A 24,656-nucleotide genomic window follows, 5' to 3' on the forward strand; every position below is an offset into this window, starting at 1 on the left:
TCCTTGCCGGTCCGGGGCACCGCCCCCACCCCGTGAGGAGCCCCAGAATGACCACCACCACGACGGACCGCACCGGCGCCCGTACCGACGAGGCCGCGGACGTGATCTCCGGCGCCCGTGAGCGCATCGACGCCCTCGACGACCGGATCATCGGACTGGTCCAGGAACGGATGGCCGTCTCGGCCGTCATCCAGGAGGCCCGGATCGGCTCCGGCGGCCGGCGCGTGAACCTCTCCCGCGAGATGGAGATCCTCGGCCACTACAGGGACGCGCTCGGCAAGCCGGGCACGTCGCTGGCGATGACGCTGCTGGAGCTGTGCCGGGGCCGGATCTGACTCCGTCCCGGCCCCTCCTGGCACACCCGGCCCCTCCCGGCGCACCCGGACGCACCGGCGCACCCCGGGCCCCGGCACGGCCCGTCCCGCCTCCAGGTCCCGGGGGCGGGATCCGGCTCCCTCCCGAACGCCCCGCCCCGCCCTGCGGCCCGTCCCGCGCGCTCGCCGCGTCCGCCGCATCTCACCCGTACGGCGCGTGACCGACGCGCACCGCGCCTCGTTGCTCTGGATGTCCGCGCCGGCCAGGGGCGGCTCCACGAGAGCCACGCGTTGGCTCCCCGGAGCGATGAGGCGCACGGAATCGTGCCGTGCGCCGTGGGACCTCGCGCCGGGGACAGTGACCGGACGGCAGGGGACAGCAGCCCGGTCACCCAGGTAACGGTCGGCCCCGGGGACGCCCGGGGCCGACCGTGAACACGAGGGCGCACGGAATCCCCGCACCGCGCGACGGCGCACGCCCGCCCATCCGACAGGGCGTGAGGCGCGTCACATGAGAATTCCGTGAGAACGAGCGCAACCATTCACAGTTTCCTCTGGTCACACCAGGAGAACCGAGAGCCACACCCGCGGCCCCACACGCGGAGGCCTTCCCAGCGCTCGTGCTGCGCCCAAGGCGCCGTACGCCAGACTCCCCGAGGTCTTCATGAAGCTTCGCCGCGCCCTGGTCGCCACGGCCGCGACGGCTGTCATAGCCCCCCTGGCACTGCTGTCGGCGACGACCGCGTTCGCGTCCGACGGCGAGGGCTCCACTCCGAGCACCAGCGCCAGCGCCAGCGCCGACGAGTCGGCGTCGGAGAGCGCCTCCGCCAGTGCCTCCGCGTCGGAGTCGGCGTCCGAGAGCGCCTCCGCCAGCGCCTCCGCGTCCGAGTCGGCGTCCGAGAGCGCCTCCGCCAGCGCCTCCGCGAGCGCGTCGGCGTCCGCGTCCAGCCCGGCGCCGAGCAGTTCCTCCCCGCAGGCCTCCCCGTCCGGGGAGCCCACCGCCGAACCGACGCCCTGCACGATGGACGACGTCGACCCCGACTCCCAGCTGACGATCTCGGTCTCCGGCCTGCCCGGCAAGATCGTCGCGGGCAGCGGCTGGCACCCCTTCGAGCTGACCGCCGCCAACCACGGTGACCAGTCCCTCGGGCAGGTGCAGTGGCTCGCGCTCGTCGACAACGACTCCATGAGCGACGACGAGTCGGACTGGCTGAGCGACTACGCCCGGCTCGAGTACTTCAACCCCGAGACCAAGGCCTGGGAGTCCCTCGCGGACGAGATCGGCGACGGCATCTACTTCGGCGAGACCGAGCTCGGCCCGAAGCAGACGGTCGACATCCGGATGCGCGTCGACATCACCGCGAAGGCCCCCGCGGGCGACGGCTACACCGTGGGCCTGGGCGGCTACGTCGACCAGGAGAAGAACTGCGTCCACAGCGCGTTCGACTACTACGGGTTCACCGTCCTCAAGCCCGGCAGCCCGAACGACGAACCGGGCGACGCCAAGCCCAGGCCGGGCGACGGCGACAAGCCCGCCGGCGGCAAGCGGCCGCAGGGCGGCGCCAAGGAGATCCCGCCCACCGGCACGCTCGCCGAGACCGGCTCCAGCTCGATGCTGCCCGCCGTCGGTCTGGTCGGCGGCGTCGCGGTCGTCGTCGGCGCGGGTGCGCTGTTCGCCGTCCGCCGCCGCAAGGACGGCGCGCGGGCGTAAGCGCGGAGGACCACCGGGTCCGGTGCCGCACGGCGCCGGACCCGCACCAAGGAGAAGGACCTGAGCCAGGAGGGGGGCACAGGTCCTTCTTCTTTTCCTTTTGCTCGGCTTGCGCTGGGCGTTCCTCTTGCTTCCTCTGCTTGCGCTGGGCGTCCTCCGCGTGCGCTGCCCTTCGCGTTCCCCTGCGTGCGCTGTCCCTCGCGCCGCTACTTCTTCGGCGGCACCGACGGCATCCCCAGGAAGGGCAGTCGCAGCGCGCCGAACGCGTCCGCCGGGACGGCCGGACGCCGGGGCTCCACCGGCTTCAGCCGCTCGTAGGCCGCGCCCTGCGCCGGACGCGGGTCGGCCTCGCCCTTGTTGGGCCAGTACGACATCGCCCGCTCGGCCTGCGCGGTGATGGTCAGGGACGGGTTCACGCCCAGGTTCGCCGAGACCGCCGCGCCGTCGACCACCGAGATGCCCGGGTGGCCCCACAGGCGGTGGTACGGGTCGATGACGCCGGTCTCGGACGAGTCGCCGATCGGGCAGCCGCCCAGGAAGTGCGCGGTGAGCGGGGTGCCCATCAGCTCGCCCACGTTGGAGCCGGCGAAGCCGTTGATCTCGGCGGCGAGCGCGTCGGCGCCCTCCGTCGCGGCCTTGATCTGCTTGGGGTTGGGCGAGCCGTGGCCCTGGCGTGCGGTGAGCAGGCCCTTGCCCACGCCGTCCGGCTTCAGGTACGTGGTCAGGGAGTTGTCCAGTGACTGCATCACCAGACCGATGATGGTGCGCTCCGACCACTTGCGGTTCGACAGCGAGCGCAGGACCAGCATCGGGTGGCGCGCGGCGTTGCGCAGCCAGGCGGCGGCCCTCGATCCGCCGTCGGTGAAGGGCACTTGCAGGATCGACAGGCCGCCCATCGAGTTGGAGCCCTTGCCGTAGCGGACCGGTTCGATGTGGGTGTTCCCGTCGGGGTGGATGGAGGAGGTGATGGCGACTCCGCGCGTGAAGTCGGCCTTCGCCTGCCCGGTGGCCCTGCGGTAGCGCCGGTCGTCGGTCTGCGCGCCGACCAGCGCCTCGGAGTTGGTGCGGGTCAGCTCGCCCAGCCGGGGCGAGAGATGGGGAAGTTGGCGGCCCGCCTTCATGCGGTGCAGCAGCGTCTGGGTGCCGTAGGTGCCGGCGGCCAGGACAACCCTGCGGGCGGTGAAGACGCGGCTCGCGCCCTTCTTCCTGTCGTCGGTGGGGAGCGTGGTGACCGCGTAGCCGCCGCGCGAGTCGTCCGTGACGGACGTGACCGTCGTCATGGGGTGCACCACCGCGCCCGCCTTCTCGGCGAGGTGGAGGTAGTTCTCGTTCAGCGTGTTCTTCGCGCCGTGCCGGCAGCCCGTCATGCACTCGCCGCACTCGGTGCAGGCCCGGCGGTCGGGCCCGGCCCCGCCGAAGTAGGGGTCGGCGACCTTCTCGCCCGCCTTGGCCTTCGCCTTCCCGTCGGCGTCCTCGCCGTCGCCGAAGAACACCCCGACCGGCGCCATGTGGAAGGTGTCGCCGACGCCCATGCGCTGCGCCGCCGCCTTCAGGTGCACGTCGGAGGGGGTCATCGTCGGGTTGAGGCGCACGCCGAGCATCCGCTTGGCCTGGTCGTAGTAGGGAGCCAACTCCTCCTGCCAGTCGGTGATGTGCCGCCACTGGGGGTCGTCGAAGAATGCCTTCGGCGGTACGTAGAGGGTGTTGGCGTAGTTGAGGGAGCCGCCGCCGACTCCCGCGCCGGCCAGCACCATCACGTTGCCCAGCAGGTGGATGCGCTGGATGCCGTACATGCCGAGCTTGGGGGCCCACAGGTAGTTCTTCAGGTCCCAGGAGTTCTTCGGCAGGCTCTCGCGGGTGAAGCGGCGGCCGGCCTCCAGGACGCCGACGCGGTAGCCCTTCTCGGTCAGGCGCAGCGCGGTGACGGAGCCGCCGAAGCCGGAGCCGACGACGATGACGTCGTAGTCGTAGGCCGCGCCGTCGTGGTCGTGCGCCGCGTCGTCCTGATCGCGGACGGAGTTCTCCTGCGACACGTGCTCTCCTCGTCGAGAACGGGATGGGGTCGGGGGCCGGGTCCCGTCCTCGACGGGACCCGGGTCCTGCCGTCCGGACCGGGCGGGATCCGGACGAGGGCCCTGGGACCGCTCGTGCGGAGCGCGCCGGACTCGCGGGCCTGATCCGGCCTGATCCGGCCTGATCCGGACGAGAGGTCCTGGCGGGAGGTCCTAGCGGAAGCGGAACGCCTTCATCGCCCGCAGGCTCCGGCTCATGAACGCCGCGTACTTCTCGTCGTCCATGCCGAGCGAGGGCGCCATGGGCAGCAGCCGCTGGTGGGCGATGGTCTGGGCCTCGGTGTACTTGAGGATGCCCTCGGAGCCGTGCCGGCGGCCGAGGCCGGAGTCCTTCATGCCGCCCATCGGCGACTGCACGCTGCCGTAGGCGGGCGCGTAGCCCTCGTTGACGTTGACGGTGCCGGTGCGCAGCCGGGCGGCGATCTCACGGCCCCGGCGGGCGTCACGCGTCCAGACGGACGAGTTCAGGCCGTAGGGAGTGGAGTTGGCGCGCTCGACGGCCTCGTCGTCGGTCGAGAAGCGGTAGACCGAGACGACCGGGCCGAAGGTCTCCTCCGTGCACACGGACATCGGGGTGTCGACGCCGTCGAGGATGGTCGGTTCGAAGAAGTAGGGGCCGATGTCCGGGCGGGCGACGCCGCCGGCCACCACCTTGGCGCCCTTGGCGACGGCCTCCTCCACGTGCCGGGTGACGGTCTCCAGCTGGCGTTCGCCGACCAGGGAGCCCATGTCGGCGCCGTAGGCGAGGGAGGTGCCGAGCCGCATCGCCCTCGTGCGGGCGGCGAAGCGTTCGAGGAAGGCGTCGGCGACCGACTCGTGGACGTACAGCCGCTCGATGGAGATGCACAGCTGTCCGGCGGAGGAGAAGCAGGCGCGGACCGCTCCCGCCGCCGCCTTCTCGATGTCGGCGTCCTCCAGGACCAGCATGGCGTTCTTGCCGCCGAGCTCGAGGGAGACGCCGACCAGGCGGGCGGCGGCGCTCTGGGCGACCTCGCGGCCGGTGCGGGTGGAGCCGGTGAAGGAGACGTAGTCTGCGTGCCGGACGACCTCCGGGCCGACGACGGGGCCGTCGCCGAGGACGACCTGGAAGACCTCGGCGGGCAGTCCGGCCTCGATGAGCAGGTCGCGGGCCCACAGCGCGGTCAGGCAGGTCTCGGTGTCGGGCTTCATCACCACGGCGTTGCCCGCGGCGAAGGCGGGCAGCGCGTCGCCGACCGACAGCTCCAGCGGGTAGTTCCAGGGGGCGATCTGGCCGACGACGCCGCGCGGGTGGCGCAGTTCGGTGACCTTGGTCAGGGTGGGGATCGCACCGGTGTGCCGCTTGGGCTTCAGGTAGGCGGCGGCCTTGCGGCCGTAGTGCCGGGCGGCGACGGCGACGGCCTGCACCTCCTCGTGGGCGTGCAGGCGGGCCTTCCCGGTCTCCAGCTGGATCAGGTCCAGCACCTCGGCCTGGCGGGCGAGGACCAGGTCGTGGAAACGGAGCAGGACGGCGGCGCGCCGCCGGACCGGGGTGCGCTCCCAGGCGCCCTGCGCGGCGCGGGCCCGGTCGAAGGCGAGGGCCACGTCCTCGGGGGTGGACTCGGGCAGGTCGGCGAGCTTGTCGCCGGTGAACGGCGAGTGGTTGGCGGTCCGGCCGGAGCCGACGACGCCCTTGGTGAGCTGGGCGACCAGCTCGGGGGTCACCACGTCGGCGGCGGTTCGGGCGCCCGCCGGTGCGGGGGCCAGGGGGTTCGTGCCGGTCTGTGCCGGGGCCTGCGCGTCCGTCATGAAGCGCAGGGTATGACGTGGGCGGGGGTTTGTGTACCCGTCGGTAACGGTCATTCACGGAGTGCTCACACGCCGCCAGTGATCACTGGCAACAAACGTGCTGATCAGCGGTCCTTCTGACGGTCGCCGACTCCGGGCAGCCGGCCCACGGTCTTCTCCGGCGCGCCGCACGGAGACGGACGGCCATGCCGTGCCCCGGGGTGCGGCGGCGTGGCGCCTCAGGCATGGCGGCGTGGGGCCTCGGGGTGCGGCGGCGTGGGGCCTCAGGGTGTGGCGGCGCTGCGCTCCGACGTCGGGGCCGGGTCAGGGCTTGTCGACCTCCAGGTCGGCGATCGCCGTCTTCGCCACCTCGCGTCCGCGCGCCGTGAAGTCGCCCTCACCGGGATAGCCGACGAAGAGCTTGTACATGTCACCGCCGGTGGTCTTGTAGTACAGGATCCGCACCTCGCGCGGGCGGGGGTGCTGCGCGTCGTCGGTGGTGTAGGAGACGGTGTTCCCGGCCGCCTTCCGTCCGTCGAACGTGGCGTCGCCGTCGGGCCTGGTCCGGGTCTTCCCGCCCGAGGGCATGTCGAGGCCGTAGTCGCCGTTCTCCTTGAACTTGCCGTTGTCCTCGTACATCTCGGCCGCGGCCGAGTCGGAGATGTCGTGGCTGGTGTCCTCGGCCGCCCTGTCCAGCGTGAGGGTGATCGAGATGCTGCCGCTCCAGTCCGTGTAGGTGACCCAGTGGCCCTTGTCCGACTTCCGGTCGGGCAGCGAGCGCTGGTACGTGTCGGGCACGGCGAGCGTCGCGGCGACGTCCTTGACGTGGTCGGTCTTCCAGCCGTCCGGCAGCGGGCCGGCGAACGGGCGCGCGAGCAGGACGTACGCCGTCACCGCCGCCACGACGGCCGCCGCGCCGAGGCCGAGCCACGTCCCGCGTCCCGGGCGCCGGGAGCGTCCGGCGCCCTGGACGTGCCGGACGGCCTGCGTGGGCGCGGGTGCGGGCGGCGCGGCGGCCTCTTCGAGCAGGACGCGGACCCGGGCTGCGTCCGGCCGGTGCGCGGGGTCCTTGTGCAGCAGGCCGGTGATGACCTCGGCGAGCGGGCCGGGCGCCGCGGTGGGCGGGGCGGGCACGGCGTTGAGGACCGACTGGAGGGTGGCCGGGGTGTTGCTGCGGCGGAACGGCGAGACGCCCTCCGCCGCCGCGTACAGGACGACGCCGAGGGACCACAGGTCGCTCGGCGGGCCGGGGTGCTGCCCCAGCACCCGCTCCGGCGCGATGTACTCGGGCGAGCCGACGAAACCCCCGGTGTCGGTCAGCCGCGTCTCACCCTCGATCCGGGCGATGCCGAAGTCGGTGAGGACGATCCGGCCGTGCCGGCCGAGCAGGATGTTGTCCGGCTTGACGTCCCGGTGCAGCACGCCCGCCGCATGCGCGGCCTCCAGCGCGCCGAGCACCTCCAGACCGATCCTGGCGGCCTCGCGCGCGTCCAGGGTGCCCTCCTCGAGGACGGCGCCGAGCGAGCGGCCGCGCACCAGCTCCATCACGATCCACGGCTGCCCGTCGACCACGGCGACGTCGTGGACGCCGACGACCGCGGGGTGGTCGAGCCGGGCCGCGGCACGGGCCTCGCGGCGCATGCGCTCGTAGGCGTTGGCGCGTTCCCGTTCGGGGAGGTGGTCCGGGACACGGGGTTCCTTGACGGCGACCTCGCGGTCCACCGTCTCGTCCCGGGCCCGCCACACGGTCCCCATGCCGCCGTGGCCCAGCTTGGCCAGCAGCCGGTAGCGCCCGGCGATCAGCCGCCCGGCGCCGGGGGCGGGCTCCGGCGGTCGCCCGTGCCCGGCGGGAGCCCCGGCGGCCGCGGTCACCGTGGCGGGCGGGGCCGGTGGGGCGGGCGGGACGGGCACGGCCGAGCCCGCGGGTTGCGCCGCTTGCGCTGCTTGCGCTGCTTGCGCTGCTTGCGCCGGGACCGGGGTCGCCGGCGCCGGCGCGGCGGGTGTGGCGTACGGGTTGTGCGGGTGGGGGATCCGCGGCTGCGGGTCAGGCGGTCGCAGCACGAAACTCGTCGGCTCCTCGGCCTCGCGGCGGTGTCCCCCGTTGTCGCTCATGGTCCATCCATACCGCGACCGCCGCCGTGCTCTCCAGCCTGCCGGCCGGGCGGTCACAGACCCGTGACGTACGGCCCGCTCCCCGGCGCTCCCGTCCCGCGCCCCACGCGCCCTCCCGCCCCACGCACCCTCCACCACGCGCCCTCCCGCCCCACGCACCCTCCACCGCGCGCCCTCCCGCCCCACGCACCCTCCACCGCGCGCCCGCGCCCGTCGCCCCGGGAGCGGACGCCGTACGGCTCAGCCGGCGGTGAACGTGTCGACCGCCACGTCGAAGTACTCCCTCGCCTCCCGCACCTTGCCGACCGGCGCCGACACCCACACGTCGTACATCCGCCCGTCCTGCTCCCAGCACAGGTCGTAGGTGTGGCGGGCCCCCTCCGCCGCGCTGTAGCCCTCCCAGCTGAACTGCCACAGGGCGGCGGGATGTCCGATGTGCCGGGTGGCCGTGACCTCCCCGTCGTGGTAGCCGGGGTTGGTGGACGGGCCGGCGGCGTCCGCGCGGCGCATCACGGCGAGCGGACCGCCGGTGCCCGGACCGGTGACCTTGACGCCGATGCGGAAGGTGTCGCCCGGCGACATGTAGAAGGTCCGCACCCCCTGCGGCGTGCGCGTGAAGCCGTCCGGCACGGCCAGCGAGAATCCCGCCGGGTCCCGCACCAGGTGGTACCCCGAGGGCGCCGCGACCCGGTCCCCGCCGCCCGGCGCGGACCGGGTCGCGGCGGCGGTGACCGAGCCGGCCGGACCGGCCGGGGTCGCGGACGACGGGGACAGCGCGGGCGAGGCGGGCGCGCGCGTCCGGGACTCGGTGCTCGCCGAACCGCTCGACGGACTCTCGCCGCCGCTCGTGGCGGTGTGCGGGGTCGGACTCGACGGCGTGCCGCCGCCGTTGCCGTCGCCGCTCATCAGCAGGGCCGCCGCGGACACGCCCGCCCCGGCCAGCGCGGCGGCGACCAGCGCGGTGACCAGCATCCGCCGGGTGAACCGGCCGGCCGGCGCCCGGGGCGCGCCGGCCCGGCCCGGTCCGGGCACCGTGGCCGCTTCCGGGGAACCGGGCGGCAGCGGCGGTCCGGGCGGCCGCGGCACATCGCGCTGCGTCGGCGTGTGGGCCGGGAACGGCGTGTGGGGGGACGGCGGCTGCTGCGGCGTACGCCCCGACTCCAGGTAACCGCGCAGCATGGCCTCCGCCTCGGCCGCCGTCAGCCGCCGGTCCGGGTCGCGTTCCAGCAGGCCGCGCACGACGGGCAGCAACGGTCCGGCCTGCGCGGGCGGCCGGATCTCGTCCATGACGACCGCGTGCAGGATGCCGCCCAGCGAGTCCCGGCGGAACGGGGATTCGCCGCTCAGCGCCGTGCACAGCAGCGCGCCCAGCGACCACAGGTCGGACTGCGGGCCCGCGCCGGTGCCGGACATCCTTTCGGGCGCGGTGTACTCCGGCGAGCCGACGAAGGAGCCGGTCTCGGTGAGCGTGGTCGCGCCCGCCACCTGGGCGATGCCGAAGTCGGTGAGGACGGCCCGGTCGGTGCCGGTCTCCATCAGCACGTTCGCCGGTTTGATGTCACGGTGCAGGACCCCGGCCGCGTGCGCGGTCCGCAGCGCGCTCAGCAGGGCGATGCCGATCCGCGCGCCCTCGGCGGCGTCCACCGGGCCGTGCGTGGCGATCCGGTCGGCCAGCGAGCCGCCGTCGATCAACTCCATGACGATGAAGGGGCGTTCGTCCTGCTCCACTATGTCGTGGACGACGATGATGTGCGGGTGCCGCAGCTGGGCGACCGCGCGGGCCTCCCGCAGCGTGCGGTCGCGCTGCTGCCGGGCCTCCTCGGCGGACAGGGCTTCGTCGAACGGGAGTTCCTTGACCGCGACCTGCCGGGCGAGCAGTTGGTCGGTGGCCCGCCACACGATGCCCATGCCCCCGCGGCCGAGCCGCGCCTCCAGGCGGTAACGGCCCGCGATCACACGGAAGTCGTCCCCCTCGGTCACCATGAGCCCCATCATGCCGCATGGGCCGGTCCCGTTCCGGGGTGGCGACCGGCCAAGCATGAACGGTGCGTTCCGGTCAGCCCGAGCCGGGCCGCCAGCTCTGCAGTACCGCCTTGAACTGCTTCTCCGTGGTCGCCCAGTCCGCCGCGGGCGTGGACATGTAGATCGCGTACTCGACGCCGTCGCGGGAGAAGTACGTCTCCTCGACGGCGTGCCGCGGCCCGGGGAAGGGGGTGTCCTTGGCCAGCGCGGTCCAGGTGTACTCCCACAGGGAGCCCGGCTGGTCACGGAAGGTGTTCTCCTCCAGCCTCACCTGCCGGTAGTCGACCAGCCGGTGCAACTGCTGTTCCAGGTCGAGCTGGTGGTCGTGCGCGGACGAGAAGTCCGGCGAGTCGTCGATGGCGACGCGGATGAAGTGCTCGCCGCCGTCAGGGGTGTAGTCGACCTGGTGGAGGGACTCGTCGGACACCACCCGCTTCCAGTCCGCCCCGGGCACGGCGATGCTGAACCCGTACGGGTCCTTCTTGCTCGTCCAGCCGGCGGGCAGGCCGCCCGTCTCGGCCTTCTTGGTGCGGGTGGGGCCGGGCGAGGCCTGTGCGGAGTGGTGCGTCGTCGCGGAGCCGCCGCCGTCCTGCTCCCGGCCCGCGTCCCACGTGCGCAGCGCCAGCGCGGTGCCGCCGCCGACGAGCACGGCGAGGACCACCACGAGCGCCGCGTTGCGCAGGCGGTGCCCCTTGGCAGGGGCGGGACCCGGCGGGGTGGCGTACGCGGGCCCGACGGTCGTCGGCGCGCCCACCGGCCGGTACCCCGTGGCGCCATGGGCGCCCGTGACGCCCGCGGTGCCGTGAGCGCCCGTGACGCCCGTGGCGCCGTGGGCGCCCGTGGTACTCGTGGCGCCGTGGGCGTCCGTGCCCGTCGGCGCGGCGGAGCCGGCGGGCCCCGGGCCGACGGCCGTGCCCACGCCGGGTCCGCCGCCGCCCGCTTCCGCGCCCGGGTCGGCGCCCGGCACGCCGGGGGCGCCGGGGGCGCCGACCACCTGCGTCGGCACGTACATCTGCGCGTCCTTCGGACGGCGTCCCTCGGCGGCCTCCGCGAGCAGCTGCTCGGCCGCCATGGCGTCCGGGCGCTGGGCGGGGTCCTTGCGCAGCAGCGCGGTGATGACCGGTGCGAGCGGGCCGGCGTACTGCGACTCGCGGGGTTCCTCGTCGACGACCGCCTGCATGGTGGTCAGCGGCGAGGTACGGCGGAACGGGGACAGTCCCTCCACCGCCGTGTAGAGCGTCGCGCCGAGCGCCCACAGGTCGGAGGCCGGGCCGGGGTCGTGGCCGCGGACCCGCTCGGGGGCCAGGTAGTCGACCGAGCCGACGACCTCACCGGTGCGGGTGATGGTGGTGTCGCCCTCGATCTGCGCGATGCCGAAGTCGGTGAGCAGGACCCGGCCGTCCTTGCCGAGCAGGACGTTGCCGGGCTTGACGTCGCGGTGCAGCACACCGGCGGTGTGCGCCGCGCGCAGCGCGCGCAGCACCCACAGGCCGATCCGGGCGGCCTCCGCCGGCTCCACCCGGCCCCGCTCCTTGACGGCGTCCGCCAGCGACTGGCCCTCGACCAGTTCCATCACGATCCACGGACGGCCGTCGTGTTCGAGCACGTCGTGCACGGTGACGACGGCGGAGTGGTTGATCCGGGCGGCGGCGCGCGCCTCCGCCCTGGTGCGCGCGAGGAGGACGGCCTGGTCGCTCTCGGCCACGTAGAGCGCGGCGGTCAACTCCTTTATGGCGACGGTCCGGCTCAGCACCTCGTCGTGCGCACGCCACACCCGCCCCATGCCGCCCCGGCCGATGGACTCGGCGAGCCGGTAGCGGCCCGCGAGGAGCTGGCCCTGCATCTGATTCACGTTTCCCCGCAATGTTCTTGTCAGGGTCAGCGTAAGGACCGACCACCCGGCAGGGAACCAGCGGGGTCCCACGGAATCCGCACTGTGACAGTTGTCGCTTCTGTCAATTCCGGGAACTGCCGCGGTTCCTGACGTCTCAGCCGGTGTACCGGTACGTCGCCGACGCCTGCTCGTACACCTTGTCGACCTTGTCGCGCTGCGTCTCCGGGCCGCGCACCTGCACCACGTGGTAGCGGCCGTCGAGGAGGATCGCGAGGTTGCGCACGAACAGCTCCTGCCCGCCCGCGCCGTTCCAGGTGAACTGCCCCTCCGCCATGGACTTCCCGCCGACCTCGATGGTCCGCAGCCCGGAGGAGGTCGCCCAGCTGGAGGCGCGGTACCCCTGCAGCTCGCTCTCCTTCTCCCGCTGGTACGTCATCGGGTCGCTCCCGAACTCGGCCGCGCTGTCCCGCCCGGGGACGACGATCAGCTCGAAGCCGCCCTTGGAGTACACCACTTGCCCCTGGCCGTTCTTGGGCGTCCGGGTCCAGCCGTCGGCGACGGCCACCCGGAACCCGGCGGCGTCCTCGCGCAGGGTGAAGCCGTCGGCGGCACCCGGGCCGGTGGTCTGCGTCTCGGCCGAGCCCGCCGAACTCGCCGAGCCGGCCGGGCGGTCGCTCGTGGCGGGCGCGGATCCACCGGGCGCGGGCGCGCCGCCGGCGTCACCGCCTCGGGACGGCGCCGGGCTCGCGTCCCCGGCGGAACCCGTACGGTCCCCGCCGGCCGCCCCGTCGTGCCCGGCCTTCGGCATGAACAGCATCGCGTAGGCGACCGCGCCGGCCAGCAGGAGCAGCACCAGCAGGAGCAGGACGCGCCCGAGGCTGCGCGGCGAACCGGTCCGGCCGCGGGCCCGCTTGTGCCGCCCGTGGTGGGCGGGCAGCCCGGCGCGCCGCCTGCGCACCAGTTCGCCGCGGCGGCGTATGACCGGCAGCCGGGCGGGGTCCGCGGGCGGTGCGGCCACCACGTGCGCGCCGGCCTCCGGTTCGGGCGCGGAGCGCACCAGCGACCGCAGCCAGCCGCCCAGTTCCTCGAAGTCCAGCCTTTCGGTCGGGTCCTGACGCAGCAGCGACTCGACGACCGGGCGCAGCGCCCCGCACTCCTCGGCGAAGGCGGGCGGCTCGGCGCACACCAGCTGCACCAGCTCGGCGGTCGACTCCTCCGGGTAGGGAGCGTGTCCCTGTACGGCCCGGAACAACAGCGCGCCCAGCGCCCACAGGTCGGTCGCCGGCCCGATCGGCGCGGCCAGCTGCCAGTTCTCGTGCACGGGCCCGGCCTGCTCGGGCGCCCACCGCTCGGTGACCGGCCCGACCACGGTCATCCGCGCCTGCCGCGCCCGTTCGGCCGCCAGCGCGGTGCCGGGGCCGCGCCGCATCGACACCGCCGGGGCCGGCCCGTCCCAGCCGGCGGCGGCCGGTACGGCCGGGGGCTCCCCGGGGGAGCCGGGCGTACCGGTGCCGGGGGCGGGCCGCGCACCGGGAACGGGGACGGGAGCAGGGGCGGGGACGGGCGGGAGACCGCGTTCCGTCCGGTCGTCCCCGGAGGTTCCGGCGGGAAGTGCCGTACGCCCCTGGCCGGCGCCCTCGGCCGGGGGCGGGCCGTCGGCTCCGGGGTGGGTCGCCGCGCCGTTCCAGGGGGTGGCGCGGACGCCGTAGGGGTCGGCGATCCGGCCCGGCGGCATGCCGCGGGTCTCGTCCTCGGCGGGCGGCCGGGCGCCGGGCAGGGCGGCACGCGCGCCCTGCTGCGCCTCCTGCACCCGGGCGGCCGCCCGTGCGCCCGCGCGGTACGCGGCGATCGCCCCGGCACGCGCCGCCCGGACGTCCTCGCCGCTCTCCGGTGTCCGCCGCACGAGCGCTCCCGGCTCACCGGCGCCGTTCGCCGTGTCGCCCCCGGCCGGCGGCAGCGCACCGGCGGCCCGGGCCTCGATGGCGGCCCGCCGTGCGGCCTCGGGGTCCTCTGAGGGGACGCCGAAGCCGCCGGCCGCACCCGAGACGCCGCCCGCACCGCCGCTGCCGCCACCGGGGGCGGCGCCGCCGGGGCCGGGCAGGCCGGTTCCCGTACCGGACAGGCCCGTAACGGGGCCGGGAAGACGGGCACCGGGAAGAGCGGGCGCACGCCCCGGGCCGTCACCGGCTCCGGGGAAGTCACCGGAGCCGGCCGCACCGCCGCCGTAGCCCGCGTCCCGCCCCGGCCCGCCGAGTCCACCGGATGCGCCGGGCGCGCCCGGCCTCCCCAGTTCGCCCGGCCCGCCGGGGGCGGCGGACAGGCCCGGGGCGCCATGGCCCGCGACCGGGCCCGGGGCTGACGTCTCGTCGCCGTCGCCCTCGCCGTCCTGCGCGGGCACCGGGTCATAGCCGCACAGCGCCTCCTCCGCCGCTCCGACGGCGAGACCGGTCAGCATCACCCGGCCGTCGTCGCAGACCAGGACCGTGCGGGCGGTGATGTTGCGGTGCACCCAGCCGTGGCCGTGCAGCACCCGCAGCGCCATGAGTATGTCGGAGGCGACCTCGGCCGCCCGGTACGGCGTCAGCGGCTGCTCGGCCAGCAGCGCCGCCAGTGGCCGCGCGGCGACCAGCTCGCTGGCGATCCACAGCGAACCGCCCTCCGCGAACACGTCGAAGACCTGGTCGAGCCGGGGGTGGTCGGGGATCCGGGCCGCGGCCTGTGCCGCCTCCACCGCCCGCCGCACCGCCGGGTCGGCGGGCCGCCGGGTGGCCGCCCCGGCACCGCGCCCGGACGCCGCCGGACTGCCCGTACGTCCCGGGTGTCCTGCGTTTGCTGGGCGTGCCGAGGGCCGCCGGGCCATGCCCTCCCGAGGCGTGAACCCCTCGGGCAGGCCGTCCGCGTCGAGCACCTCCGCCTCGACCACCTCGGGCAACGGCACCTGTCGCAGCAGTACTTCCTGACCGCTGTAGGTGTCGAAGGCCCGGGTCTCGGTGAGTTCGTACTCGTCGGACGGGGGCAGCGGCAGGCGGTAGCGGTCGGCGAGAACCCGGCCCGCATAGTCGTCCACGTTGCCTCCCCCGGCCGCACGGTCGGTCAAATCCGTTCGCCACGCGACCCGTTCCCGATGCTTACGGTCCGCAACCACTCACGATACGTGCCGGAGGCAACCCGCAAAGAGAGGATGCCGGAATCTCGTGGCAGCGAACGCGTGTGCCGGGGCCCGGCCGGACCGGGCCCGGCCGCCTCACTTGGCGGGTTCGAAGGATTTCGTCAGCGTCTGCCAGGTGTCCCGGCGCAGGTCGTCGCCCCAGTCGCCGGCCTTGGCCGTGTACATCAGGGCGTAGCCGTGGGTGGAGTCGGTGACGAACCCGCGGTCCACGCTGCGGTACTTGGTCCCGTCGTCGACGTAGGTGAACTCCCAGTCGGCCGTGTTCCAGCCGCGGTAGCCGACCTTCTCGATCCGGATGCGCCGGTACTCGGAGCGGATCATGTCGGGCTCCTGGCGCTTCCAGTCGGCCACCGGGTCGCTCTTGGGCTGGGACGTCCAGGCGACCAGCAGCTTCTGCCCGTCGGGGCCGGTGAACCGGTCCCCGGCGTCAGCGGCGTAGGCGTACTTCCACCCCTTGGGCAGCCCGATGGAGTACCCGTGCGGGCTCTTGTACGTCGTCACCACGCCGTCGTCGTCACCGGCCCCCTCGGAGTCCGCGCCGGAACCGGAACCGGAGTCGTCGCCCTTCGCCTCGCCGCCGGTGCTCGCGTCCGTCGCGTCGGCCGCGCCGCCCGAACCGGACGCCCGGGCCGTGCCCTTCGCGGAGTCGGTCCGCTTGCCGTCCGTGCCCTCGGCGCCGTTCCCGGTGCCCGTGGCGGCGGCGCTCCCGGTCGCGGCGGTCGACGTGCGGGCCGCGCCGCTCTTGCCGTCCTCGGAGTCCCCGCCCCCGCTGAGGACGATGCCCAGCACCACGCCGACCACGGCGAGCGCCACGAGCACCGCGATGATCACCAGCGTCCGCCGGGGCACCACATCGGTGAGGGGCGCCCTCGGCACCGGGCGGGGCGGCAGGTCCAGGTCCGGCGGCGGCATCACGGGCCAGCCGGAGCTCGTACGCCCCGTCTGCGCGCCGCTCCCGCTCCCGTTCCCCTTCGCGCCCGGGCCACCGGTCGTGGCGCTCGCGGAACCCGTCGCGGCGGCGCCCGCCACGCTCGCCGCTCCCGCCTCGCCGGCCGTCGGCTCGGTACGGGTCGCCGCCGAGCCGGCCGCTCCCGCGCCGGCCGCCTTGCGCACGGACCGCAGCGCCCCCCGCAGCCGGTCGGCCGCCTCCTCGCCCCGCTTGCCGCCGGAAGCCGGACGCGAGTCCGTACCGGAGGAGGAAGAGGAACCGGAACCGGATTCGGCCGCGAGGCCGGACGTGGAACCCCGGCCCGCCTTGGCGCCCTTGCCCGAGCGCCGGTCCGGCTGCGCGGGCAGCGGGACCACCTTCGTCGCGTCCGCGGGCGGCTCCGGGTCGGCCGCCTTCGGCTCGGGCGCGGCGATGACGGCCTTGAGCATCGCCCGCGCGCCCGCGTCGTCGAGGCGCTTGGCCGGGTCCTTGTTGAGCAGGCCGTAGATGACGTCCCGCAGCGGGCCGGCGTTCTTCGGCTCCTCCAGGGGCTCGGTCATCACCGCGGTCAGCGTGGCGATCGCCGACCCCTTGTCGTACGGCGGCGTGCCCTCGACCGCCGCGTAGATCAGGCCGCCGAGCGACCACAGGTCGGCCGCGGGGCCCGGCTTGTGGCCGCGGGCCCGCTCCGGGGAGATGTAGGAGGGGGCGCCGACCAGCATGCCGGTCGAGGTGATGGAGGGGTCGCCCTCGACCTGGGCGATGCCGAAGTCGGTGAGCACGACCCGGCCGTCCTCGGCGATGAGCACGTTGGACGGCTTCACGTCGCGGTGCAGGATGCCCTGGCGGTGCGCGGAGCGCAGCACGTCCAGGACGGCGAGGCCGACCTCCGCGGCCCGCTTCGGCTCCAGCAGACCGTCCTCGCGGATCACCTCGGCCAGGGACTTGCCCTCGACCAGTTCCATCACGATCCACGGCCGGTCGTCCTCGTCGACCACGTCGAAGACGGTCACCGCACTGGTGTTGCGGATCCGCGCGATGGCCTTGGCCTCACGCAGCGTGCGCGTGATCAGGCGCCGCTTCTCGTCCTCGTCGATGTTGGACGGGAACCTCAGTTCCTTGACCGCGACCGTCCGGCCCAGGGTCTCGTCCTGGGCCCGCCACACCGTGCCCATGCCGCCCCGGCCGAGCACGTCCCCCAACCGGTAACGCCCCGCGAGAAGACGCTCGCTGTTGTCCTGACGAGTGTCCTGACGGGATGCCCCCGTCCGCTCCGCCTCCGACATGCGTCCCCTCATGCAACCCGCCCTGACAGAGGCTCCATTGTCCCTCACGCGACAAGTGCTCAACGCCCAGGGTGCCCCTCGGGACGCTCCGTCCCGTCGCCGAACGGCGCTCTTCGGGCGGCGGGATGACGGGCCGTGACAACAGGTCAGCGCCGGGTACCGGCTCTCCCGGACACTTCCGTCCGTAAGGGTCCCGCCTCCTTCCGGTTCCGCCGAAATCCGATCGCGCCGAGACACGCCGACACCGTCGCGCAGACGGGTCCCCGGACGTCCGCCCCCGCCCGGAACCGGCGGCCGGGCGGCAGCACGAGCCCGGCCCACACACCCGGCCGCCGCGACTCGGCGGCCGACTCACCTGCCGACTGACCGACCGCCGCCGCCCGACCGCCGACCGCCCGCCACCGATCACCGATCAGTCTCCCTCGGCCGGCCGCGGCGGCCGGTCACAGCGGCACGATGTCCGGCGCTCCCAGGCGTGCCGCGTCGGCCGTCAGGTCGTCGGGCTGGCGCTGCGACTCGCGTTCGGCCTCCACCCGCTTCTCGTAGTGCTCGACCTCGCGCTCGATCTGGTCCGCGTCCCAGCCGAGCACCGGCGCCATCAGCTCCGCCGCCTCGCGGGCGCTGCGCGTCCCCCGGTCGAAGGTCTCGATGGATATGCGCGTCCGCCGGGTCAGCACGTCGTCGAGGTGCCGGGCGCCCTCGTGCGAGGCGGCGTAGACGACCTCGGCGCGCAGGTAGTCGTCGGCGAACTGCAGGGGCGCGCCCAGGGCCGGGTCGTCGGCGATGAGGGCGAGGACCTCCTGCGCGGCCGATCCGTACCGGTTCAGCAGGTGCTCGACGCGCACCACGTGGATGCCGGTGTCGGCGGCGATCCGCGCCCGCGCGTTCCACAGCGCGCGGTAGCCCTCCGCGCCGAACAGCGGGATCTCCTCGGTGACGCAGTCGGCGACGCGCATGTCCAGGCCGTGCACCGCCTCGTCGACGGCGTCCTTCGCCATCACCCGGTACGTCGTGTACTTGCCGCCCGCGACCACCACGAGGCCCGGCGCCGGGTGGGCGACGGTGTGCTCGCGCGAGAGCTTGCTGGTGGCGTCGGACTCCCCGGCCAGCAGCGGGCGCAGGCCCGCGTACACGCCCTCCACGTCGTCGCGGCCGAGCGGCACCGCGAGCACCGAGTTGACGTGCTCCAGCAGGTAGTCGATGTCGGCGCTGGAGGCGGCCGGGTGGGCCTTGTCGAGGTCCCAGTCGGTGTCGGTGGTGCCGACGATCCAGTGCCTGCCCCAGGGGATGACGAAGAGCACGGACTTCTCGGTGCGCAGGATCAGGCCGGTGGTGGAGTTGATGCGGTCCTTGGGCACGACGAGGTGGATGCCCTTGGAGGCGCGGACGTGGAACTGGCCGCGCTCCCCCACCATCGCCTGGGTGTCGTCGGTCCACACCCCGGTGGCGTTGACGATCTGCTTGGCGCGGACCTCGTACTCGCCGCCGCCCTCCACGTCCCGCACCAGCGCGCCGACCACGCGCTCGCCCTCGCGCAGGAAGCCGGTGACGCGCGCGCGGTTGGCCGCCTTCGCGCCGTAGGACACGGCGGTGCGCACCAAGGTGGCCACGAAGCGGGCGTCGTCCATCTGGGCGTCGTAGTACTGCAACGCGCCCACCAGGGCGTCCTTCTTCAGGCAGGGGGCGACGCGCAGGGCGTGACGGCGGCTCAGGTGGCGGTGCAGGGGAAGGCCCCGGCCGTGACCGCGGGCCATCGACATGCCGTCGTAGAGCGCGACGCCCGAACCGGCGTACCAGCGCTCCCAGCCCTTGTGCTGGAGCGGGTACAGGAACGGCACCGGCCGCACCAGGTGGGGGGCGATGCGCTCCAGCAGCAGACCGCGCTCCTTCAGGGCCTCCCGCACGAGGGCGAAGTCGAGCATCTCCAGATAGCGCAGCCCGCCGTGTATCAGTTTGCTGGAGCGGCTGGAGGTGCCCGAGGCCCAGTCGCGCGCCTCCACGATGCCGGTGCTCAGGCCGCGAGTGACCGCGTCCAGGGCCGTGCCCGCTCCGACCACGCCGCCGCCCACGACCAGGATGTCCAGCTCACGCTCGGCCATTCCCGCCAGTGACTCGGCGCGCTGCGCCGGCCCCAGTGTCGCTGTCATCACTGCTGCCTCCCGGTGTCCGTCGCGCCGGCCGCACCCGTCGGGCGAAGCCCGTCCCATCTCCCCCACGTGTCTCCCTGCCCAGAATTCTGACCGTCTTGCCCGACTTCAGCCACCAGTCGCCGCCTGCCTGTGGACAACTCGGCCCGGCGCACCGAGAAACACGCTGGTCAATCCCGCAAAACGGTCATATTTACTCCTAGTCTGACATTGCACTCGCTCGTCCTGTCCACCGGGCTTGCGGGTTCGCACCACGTCGGTTATTGGGAAGGACGGCCCACGCCATGCCCGCAGATCTCGCCGTCATCGGACTCGGTCCACTCGGCCTGCCCCTGGCCCAGGCCGCCGTCGCCGCCGGCATCTCCACGCTCGGCTACCGGACCGGGGACGAGTCGGGCCTGCTCAGCGCCGCCGAACTGCGCCGGATGCTCTCGGGGGGCTTCCGACCGGCCACGGACCCGGCCGGACTGGGCCGCGTCCGCACGGCGGTGATCTGCGCGCCGACCCCGCGCGGCGCGGACGGCGGCCTCGACCTGACCCAGGTGGAGGCCGCCGCCCGCGCCCTGGCCGGGCAGCTGCGCCCGCACACCACCGTGATCCTGGAGTCGCCGGTGCTGCCGGGCACCACGGAGGAGTTCCTGTGCCCGCTGCTGGAGGAGGGCTCGGGGCTGCGCGCGGGCCGCGACTTCCACCTCGCCTACTCGCCCAGCCGCGTCGATCCCGGCAATCGCGACGTCACCCCGGCCAACACGCCCAAGGTGATCGGCGGCCTCACCCCCGCCTGCACCGAGTCGGCGGCCGCCTTCTACGGCCGGCTCACCGACAAGGTGGTCCGCGCGCGCGGACTGCGCGAGGCCGAGACCGTCCAGCTGCTGGAGACCAACTACCGGCACGTCAACATCGCCCTCGTCAACGAGATGGCCGTGCTCTGCCACGACCTGGGCGTCGATCTGTGGGACGTGCTGCGCTGCGCGGAGACCAAGCCGTACGGCTTCCAGGCCTTCCGGCCCGGCCCCGGCGTCGGCGGCCACGGCCACCCCCAGGACCTCACCGGCCCCTCGGGAGGCGGACTGCGCATGGTGGAACTCGCCCAGCGGGTCAACAGCCGCATGCCCCGCTACGTCGTCCAGCGCGCCGCGACCCTGCTCAACGAGCACGGCAAGTCGGCCCGCGGCGCACGGGTGCTGCTCCTCGGCGTCACCTACAAGCCCGACCTCGCCGATCTGGAGGGCACGCCCGCCGAGGAGATCGCCGTCCGCCTCACCGGCCTCGGCGCCTCGGTCAGCTACCACGACCCGCACGTGCCCGCCTGGGAGGTCGAGGGCCACCCGGTGCCCCGCGCGGACGCGCTGTACGAGGCGGTCGCCGACGCGGACCTCACGATCCTCCTCCAGCACCACCGCACGTACGACCTCCAGGGCCTCTCGGTCAAGGCCCAGCTCCTCCTGGACACCCGGGGCGCGGCGCCCACGGGGGCGGCGCATCGGTTGTGACGGGGGGCGCACCGCGACGCGCCCCCCTTCAGCGCCGAACACGCAGGGGCCCGGCCCTCGCCTGAGCGAGGGCCGGGCCCCTGGGGCGTACCGGAGCGGTGCTTACCGCTTGTGCTGGGAGTCCGCCACCGTCACCTCGACGCGCTGGAACTCCTTCAGCTCGCTGTAGCCCGTGGTGGCCATGGCCCGGCGCAGCGCACCGAAGAGGTTCATGGAGCCGTCGGGGGTGTGCGAGGGGCCGGTGAGGACCTCCTCGATGGTGCCCACCGTGCCGAGGTCGACCTTCTTGCCGCGCGGCAGCTCCTCGTTGACCGCCTCCATGCCCCAGTGGTGGCCCTTGCCGGGCGCGTCCGTGGCGCGGGCCAGCGGGGAGCCCATCATGACCGCGTCCGCGCCGCAGGCGATCGCCTTGGGCAGGTCTCCGGACCAGCCGACGCCGCCGTCCGCGATCACGTGCACGTACCGGCCGCCGGACTCGTCCATGTAGTCGCGGCGCGCGGCGGCCACGTCGGCGACGGCCGTCGCCATCGGGACCTGGATGCCGAGCACGTTGCGCGTGGTGTGCGCGGCGCCGCCGCCGAAGCCGACCAGGACGCCGGCCGCGCCGGTGCGCATCAGGTGCAGCGCCGCCGTGTACGTGGCGCAGCCGCCGACGATCACGGGGACGTCCAGCTCGTAGATGAACTGCTTCAGGTTCAGCGGCTCCGCGGCGCCCGAGACGTGCTCGGCCGACACGGTCGTCCCGCGGATGACGAAGATGTCCACGCCCGCGTCGACGACGGCCTTGGAGAACTGGGCGGTGCGCTGCGGGGAGAGCGCGGCGGCGGTGACCACGCCGGAGTCGCGCACCTCCTTGATCCGCGCCCCGATCAGCTCCTCCTTGATGGGGGCGGAGTAGATCTCCTGGAGGCGGCGGGTGGCGGCCTCGGCGGGCAGCTCGGTGATCTCGTCCAGCAGCGGCTGCGGGTCCTCGTACCGCGTCCACAGGCCCTCGAGGTTGAGCACGCCCAGGCCGCCCAGCTCGCCGATGCGGATGGCGGTGGCCGGGGAGACGACCGAGTCCATGGGGGCGGCCAGGAAGGGCAGCTCGAAGCGGTAGGCGTCGATCTGCCAGGCGATCGAGACCTCCTTCGGGTCCCGCGTACGGCGGCTGGGGACGACGGCGATGTCGTCGAAGGCGTACGCCCGGCGGCCGCGCTTGCCGCGCCCGATCTCGATCTCAGTCACGTCTGTGGCCTTTCCCTGATGCGTTTCAGCGTCTTCCAGTATCGCCGACGCCCATGGCGAGGGCGGCCCCGGAGGATCCGGAGCCGCCCTGTGAGACCTGCTGCCGAGGTCCGTCGCCTACTTGCTGCTGTAGTTCGGCGCCTCGACCGTCATCTGGATGTCGTGCGGGTGGCTCTCCTTGAGACCCGCCGAGGTGATGCGGACGAAGCGGCCCTTGGACTCCATCTCCTCGATGGTGGCCGCGCCCACGTAGCCCATGGTCTGGCGCAGACCGCCGACAAGCTGGTGCAGCACGTTGGCCAGCGGACCGCGGTAGGGCACCTGACCCTCCACGCCCTCGGGCACGAGCTTGTCGTCGGAGGCGACCTCGGCCTGGAAGTAGCGGTCCTTCGAGTACGACTTCGCCTGGCCGCGGGACTGCATGGCGCCCAGCGAGCCCATGCCGCGGTACGACTTGAACTGCTTGCCGTTGATGAAGAGCAGCTCGCCGGGGGACTCCTCGCAGCCCGCGAGCAGGCTGCCCAGCATGACCGTGTCGGCGCCGGCGGCGAGCGCCTTGCCGATGTCGCCGGAGTACTGCAGGCCGCCGTCGCCGATCAGCGGGATGCCCGCCGCGCGGGCGGCGAGCGAGGCCTCGTAGATGGCGGTGACCTGCGGGACGCCGATGCCGGCGACCACACGGGTCGTGCAGATCGAGCCGGGGCCGACGCCCACCTTGATGCCGTCGACGCCGGCGTCGATCAGCGCCTGCGCGCCGTCACGGGTGGCGACGTTGCCGCCGATCACGTCGATGGACACGCTCGACTTGATCTTCGCCATCCAGCTCAGCGCGTTGCTGTTGTGGCCGTGCGAGGTGTCGACGACCAGGAAGTCGGCGCCGGCCTCGGCGAGGGCCTGGGCGCGCTCCAGGGCTTCGGGGCTCGCGCCGACGGCGGCGCCGACGAGCAGGCGGCCCTCGGCGTCCTTGGCGGCGTTCGGGTACTGCTCCGCCTTGACGAAGTCCTTGACGGTGATCAGGCCCTTGAGGACGCCCGCGTCGTCGACCAGCGGCAGCTTCTCGATCTTGTGGCGGCGCAGCAGCTCCATGGCGTCCGCCCGGGAGATGCCGACCTTGCCGGTGACCAGCGGCATCGGCGTCATGACCTCGCTGACGCGGCGCGAGCGGTCGGGCTCGAAGGCCATGTCGCGGTTGGTGACGATGCCGAGCAGCTTGCCGGCCGGGTCGGTGACCGGGGTGCCGCTGATGCGGAACTTCGCGCACAGCGCGTCGGCCTCGGCGAGCGTGGCCTCCGGGTGGATGGTGATGGGGTTGGCCACCATGCCGGACTCGGAGCGCTTGACCAGGTCGACCTGGTTGGCCTGGCCTTCGATGGACAGGTTGCGGTGCAGCACGCCGACGCCGCCGAGGCGGGCCATGGCGATCGCCATGCGGGACTCGGTCACCTTGTCCATCGCCGCGGACAGCAGCGGGATGTTGACCCGGACGTTGCGGGAGATGCGGGACGAGGTGTCGACCGCGTTGGGGAGCACCTCGGATGCGCCCGGCAGCAGCAGCACGTCGTCGTAGGTCAGCCCGAGTGTCGCGAACTTCTCGGGCACTCCGTCGACGTTTGCAGTCATGACACCTTCCCCAAATGGCCTTGATCGGTGCGGATGTCCATGCTAACGGGAAGCGGAGGCGTCTCATTCCACGATGGACGGCGGCCCCGGGCTTCGTATCTTCGTACGGAACCGGGGCGGCGCCGGTTCAACCGGCGTACGGCTACTGCTCGGCGAGGGCCCGCAGCCGACTCAGCGCGCGGTGCTGGGCGACCCGGACGGCTCCCGGTGACATTCCCAACATCTGCCCGGTCTCCTCCGCGGTCAAGCCCACCGCGATCCGCAGCAGCAGCAGTTCGCGCTGGTTCTCGGGGAGGTTGGCCAGCAGCTTCTTGGCCCACTCCGCGTCGCTGCTGAGCAGGGCGCGCTCCTCCGGGCCGAGGGAGTCGTCCGGACGTTCGGGCATCTCGTCGGAGGGCACGGCGGTCGAGCCGGGGTGCCGCATCGCCGCGCGCTGCAGGTCGGCGACCTTGTGGGAGGCGATGGCGAAGACGAACGCCTCGAACGGCCGGCCGGTGTCGCGGTAGCGCGGCAGGGCGAGGAGGACGGCGACGCAGACCTCCTGGGCCAGGTCCTCCACGAAGTGGCGCGCGTCGCCCGGCAGCCGGGACAGCCGGGTGCGGCAGTAGCGCAACGCCAGCGGATGGACGCGGGCGAGCAGGTCGTGCGTCGCCCGCTCGTCGCCGTCGACGGCGCGATGGACGAGTGCGCCGATCGCCCCTGGGGCAACTGCCGCCTCGTCGTCGCGCATCGGTCCATGGTGCCTTGGCGCCGAACGCTCCGAGGCACCACCGTCGTGGTTGTGCACCGAAGCGTTATGAGCGGGTGCGCCGGAACCCATCCCCTGCGCCCTCCCATTCCGCTCGACCGACTCGTCCCCGAGGAACTCCACACCTCAAGGATGCGGCATCAGCGGCGAAACGAGCATCGGCCGTCCGGCGGGCCGCGTCGCCGCAGGTGACCGGCGTGCGGTACGCGGCGCCGGCCACGGTCCGG

General features: G+C 73.9%; 15 protein-coding genes. 3 read left to right on the forward strand and 12 right to left on the reverse strand.

Annotated features, from left to right (window positions below):
• Positions 1–47: 47 nt before the first annotated feature.
• Positions 48–335, forward strand: coding sequence for a chorismate mutase (locus tag ACH5A8_RS19140; RefSeq protein ID WP_399003406.1), 288 nt, complete (start codon positions 48–50; stop codon positions 333–335).
• 537 nt (positions 336–872) lie between these two features.
• Here the strand turns inward: ACH5A8_RS19140 and ACH5A8_RS19145 are convergent.
• Positions 873–1,334 (reverse strand): hypothetical protein, encoded by a 462-nt coding sequence (locus ACH5A8_RS19145; RefSeq protein WP_399003408.1) that lies wholly within the window; start codon positions 1,332–1,334, stop codon positions 873–875.
• 1 nt (position 1,335) lies between these two features.
• Here ACH5A8_RS19145 and ACH5A8_RS19150 point away from each other — a divergent pair, with 1 nt between their 5' ends.
• Positions 1,336–2,025, forward strand: a complete 690-nt coding sequence (locus tag ACH5A8_RS19150; protein ID WP_399003409.1) for an LPXTG cell wall anchor domain-containing protein — start codon at positions 1,336–1,338, stop codon at positions 2,023–2,025.
• 206 nt (positions 2,026–2,231) lie between these two features.
• On the opposite strand, the gene ACH5A8_RS19155 is transcribed toward ACH5A8_RS19150, so the two are convergent.
• The 8 genes from ACH5A8_RS19155 to ACH5A8_RS19190 form a co-directional block, all read right to left on the reverse strand.
• Positions 2,232–4,058: a GMC family oxidoreductase N-terminal domain-containing protein gene (locus tag ACH5A8_RS19155; protein ID WP_399003411.1), complete on the reverse strand. Its 1,827-nt coding sequence runs from the start codon at positions 4,056–4,058 to the stop codon at positions 2,232–2,234.
• A gap of 192 nt (positions 4,059–4,250) precedes the next feature.
• Complete coding sequence (locus ACH5A8_RS19160) at positions 4,251–5,864, reverse strand: succinic semialdehyde dehydrogenase (RefSeq protein WP_399003413.1); 1,614 nt, start codon at positions 5,862–5,864, stop codon at positions 4,251–4,253.
• 303 nt (positions 5,865–6,167) lie between these two features.
• Positions 6,168–7,955, reverse strand: a complete 1,788-nt coding sequence (locus ACH5A8_RS19165; protein WP_399003415.1) for a serine/threonine-protein kinase — start codon at positions 7,953–7,955, stop codon at positions 6,168–6,170.
• Between the two features lie 240 nt (positions 7,956–8,195).
• A complete protein-coding gene (locus ACH5A8_RS19170) occupies positions 8,196–9,938 on the reverse strand; it encodes a protein kinase (RefSeq protein ID WP_399003417.1) in 1,743 nt (580 codons plus the stop codon).
• 73 nt (positions 9,939–10,011) lie between these two features.
• Entirely contained in the window at positions 10,012–11,820 is a 1,809-nt protein-coding gene (locus tag ACH5A8_RS19175; protein ID WP_399003947.1) for a protein kinase, read from the reverse strand.
• A 145-nt stretch (positions 11,821–11,965) separates the two neighbouring features.
• Positions 11,966–14,878, reverse strand: a complete 2,913-nt coding sequence (locus tag ACH5A8_RS19180; RefSeq protein ID WP_399003419.1) for a protein kinase — start codon at positions 14,876–14,878, stop codon at positions 11,966–11,968.
• 177 nt (positions 14,879–15,055) lie between these two features.
• A complete protein-coding gene (locus tag ACH5A8_RS19185; protein WP_399003949.1) occupies positions 15,056–17,194 on the reverse strand; it encodes a serine/threonine-protein kinase in 2,139 nt (712 codons plus the stop codon).
• A gap of 443 nt (positions 17,195–17,637) precedes the next feature.
• Positions 17,638–19,344 (reverse strand): glycerol-3-phosphate dehydrogenase/oxidase, encoded by a 1,707-nt coding sequence (locus tag ACH5A8_RS19190; RefSeq protein ID WP_399003421.1) that lies wholly within the window; start codon positions 19,342–19,344, stop codon positions 17,638–17,640.
• A 281-nt stretch (positions 19,345–19,625) separates the two neighbouring features.
• Between ACH5A8_RS19190 and ACH5A8_RS19195 the strand changes: the two genes are divergently transcribed.
• Positions 19,626–20,834, forward strand: coding sequence for a nucleotide sugar dehydrogenase (locus tag ACH5A8_RS19195; protein WP_399003423.1), 1,209 nt, complete (start codon positions 19,626–19,628; stop codon positions 20,832–20,834).
• A gap of 102 nt (positions 20,835–20,936) precedes the next feature.
• Here ACH5A8_RS19195 and ACH5A8_RS19200 read toward each other — a convergent pair whose 3' ends face one another.
• The 3 genes from ACH5A8_RS19200 to ACH5A8_RS19210 form a co-directional block, all read right to left on the reverse strand.
• Complete coding sequence (locus ACH5A8_RS19200) at positions 20,937–22,061, reverse strand: GuaB3 family IMP dehydrogenase-related protein (protein ID WP_399003424.1); 1,125 nt, start codon at positions 22,059–22,061, stop codon at positions 20,937–20,939.
• 117 nt (positions 22,062–22,178) lie between these two features.
• Complete coding sequence (gene guaB / locus ACH5A8_RS19205; protein ID WP_399003425.1) at positions 22,179–23,681, reverse strand: IMP dehydrogenase; 1,503 nt, start codon at positions 23,679–23,681, stop codon at positions 22,179–22,181.
• Between the two features lie 142 nt (positions 23,682–23,823).
• On the reverse strand, positions 23,824–24,411 hold the full coding sequence (locus ACH5A8_RS19210; RefSeq protein WP_027758016.1) for a sigma-70 family RNA polymerase sigma factor: 588 nt from the start codon (positions 24,409–24,411) through the stop codon (positions 23,824–23,826).
• Positions 24,412–24,656: the final 245 nt, after the last annotated feature.

Source organism: Streptomyces sp. NPDC018610 (genome assembly GCF_044391765.1).
In the GTDB taxonomy this organism is placed as follows: Bacteria; Actinomycetota; Actinomycetes; order Streptomycetales; family Streptomycetaceae; genus Streptomyces.

What these genes read in the sequence shown, in the direction of transcription:
- ACH5A8_RS19140 (WP_399003406.1), top strand. Translation starts at nt 48, where the DNA reads ATGACCACCACCACGACGGACCGCACCGGCGCCCGTACCGACGAGGCC.
- ACH5A8_RS19150 (WP_399003409.1), top strand. Translation starts at nt 1,336, where the DNA reads ATGGACGACGTCGACCCCGACTCCCAGCTGACGATCTCGGTCTCCGGC.
- ACH5A8_RS19160 (WP_399003413.1), bottom strand. Translation starts at nt 5,864, where the DNA reads ATGACGGACGCGCAGGCCCCGGCACAGACCGGCACGAACCCCCTGGCC.
- ACH5A8_RS19165 (WP_399003415.1), bottom strand. Translation starts at nt 7,955, where the DNA reads ATGAGCGACAACGGGGGACACCGCCGCGAGGCCGAGGAGCCGACGAGT.
- ACH5A8_RS19170 (WP_399003417.1), bottom strand. Translation starts at nt 9,938, where the DNA reads ATGGTGACCGAGGGGGACGACTTCCGTGTGATCGCGGGCCGTTACCGC.
- ACH5A8_RS19175 (WP_399003947.1), bottom strand. Translation starts at nt 11,820, where the DNA reads ATGCAGGGCCAGCTCCTCGCGGGCCGCTACCGGCTCGCCGAGTCCATC.
- ACH5A8_RS19185 (WP_399003949.1), bottom strand. Translation starts at nt 17,194, where the DNA reads ATGTCGGAGGCGGAGCGGACGGGGGCATCCCGTCAGGACACTCGTCAG.
- ACH5A8_RS19195 (WP_399003423.1), top strand. Translation starts at nt 19,626, where the DNA reads ATGCCCGCAGATCTCGCCGTCATCGGACTCGGTCCACTCGGCCTGCCC.
- guaB (WP_399003425.1), bottom strand. Translation starts at nt 23,681, where the DNA reads ATGACTGCAAACGTCGACGGAGTGCCCGAGAAGTTCGCGACACTCGGG.
- ACH5A8_RS19210 (WP_027758016.1), bottom strand. Translation starts at nt 24,411, where the DNA reads ATGCGCGACGACGAGGCGGCAGTTGCCCCAGGGGCGATCGGCGCACTC.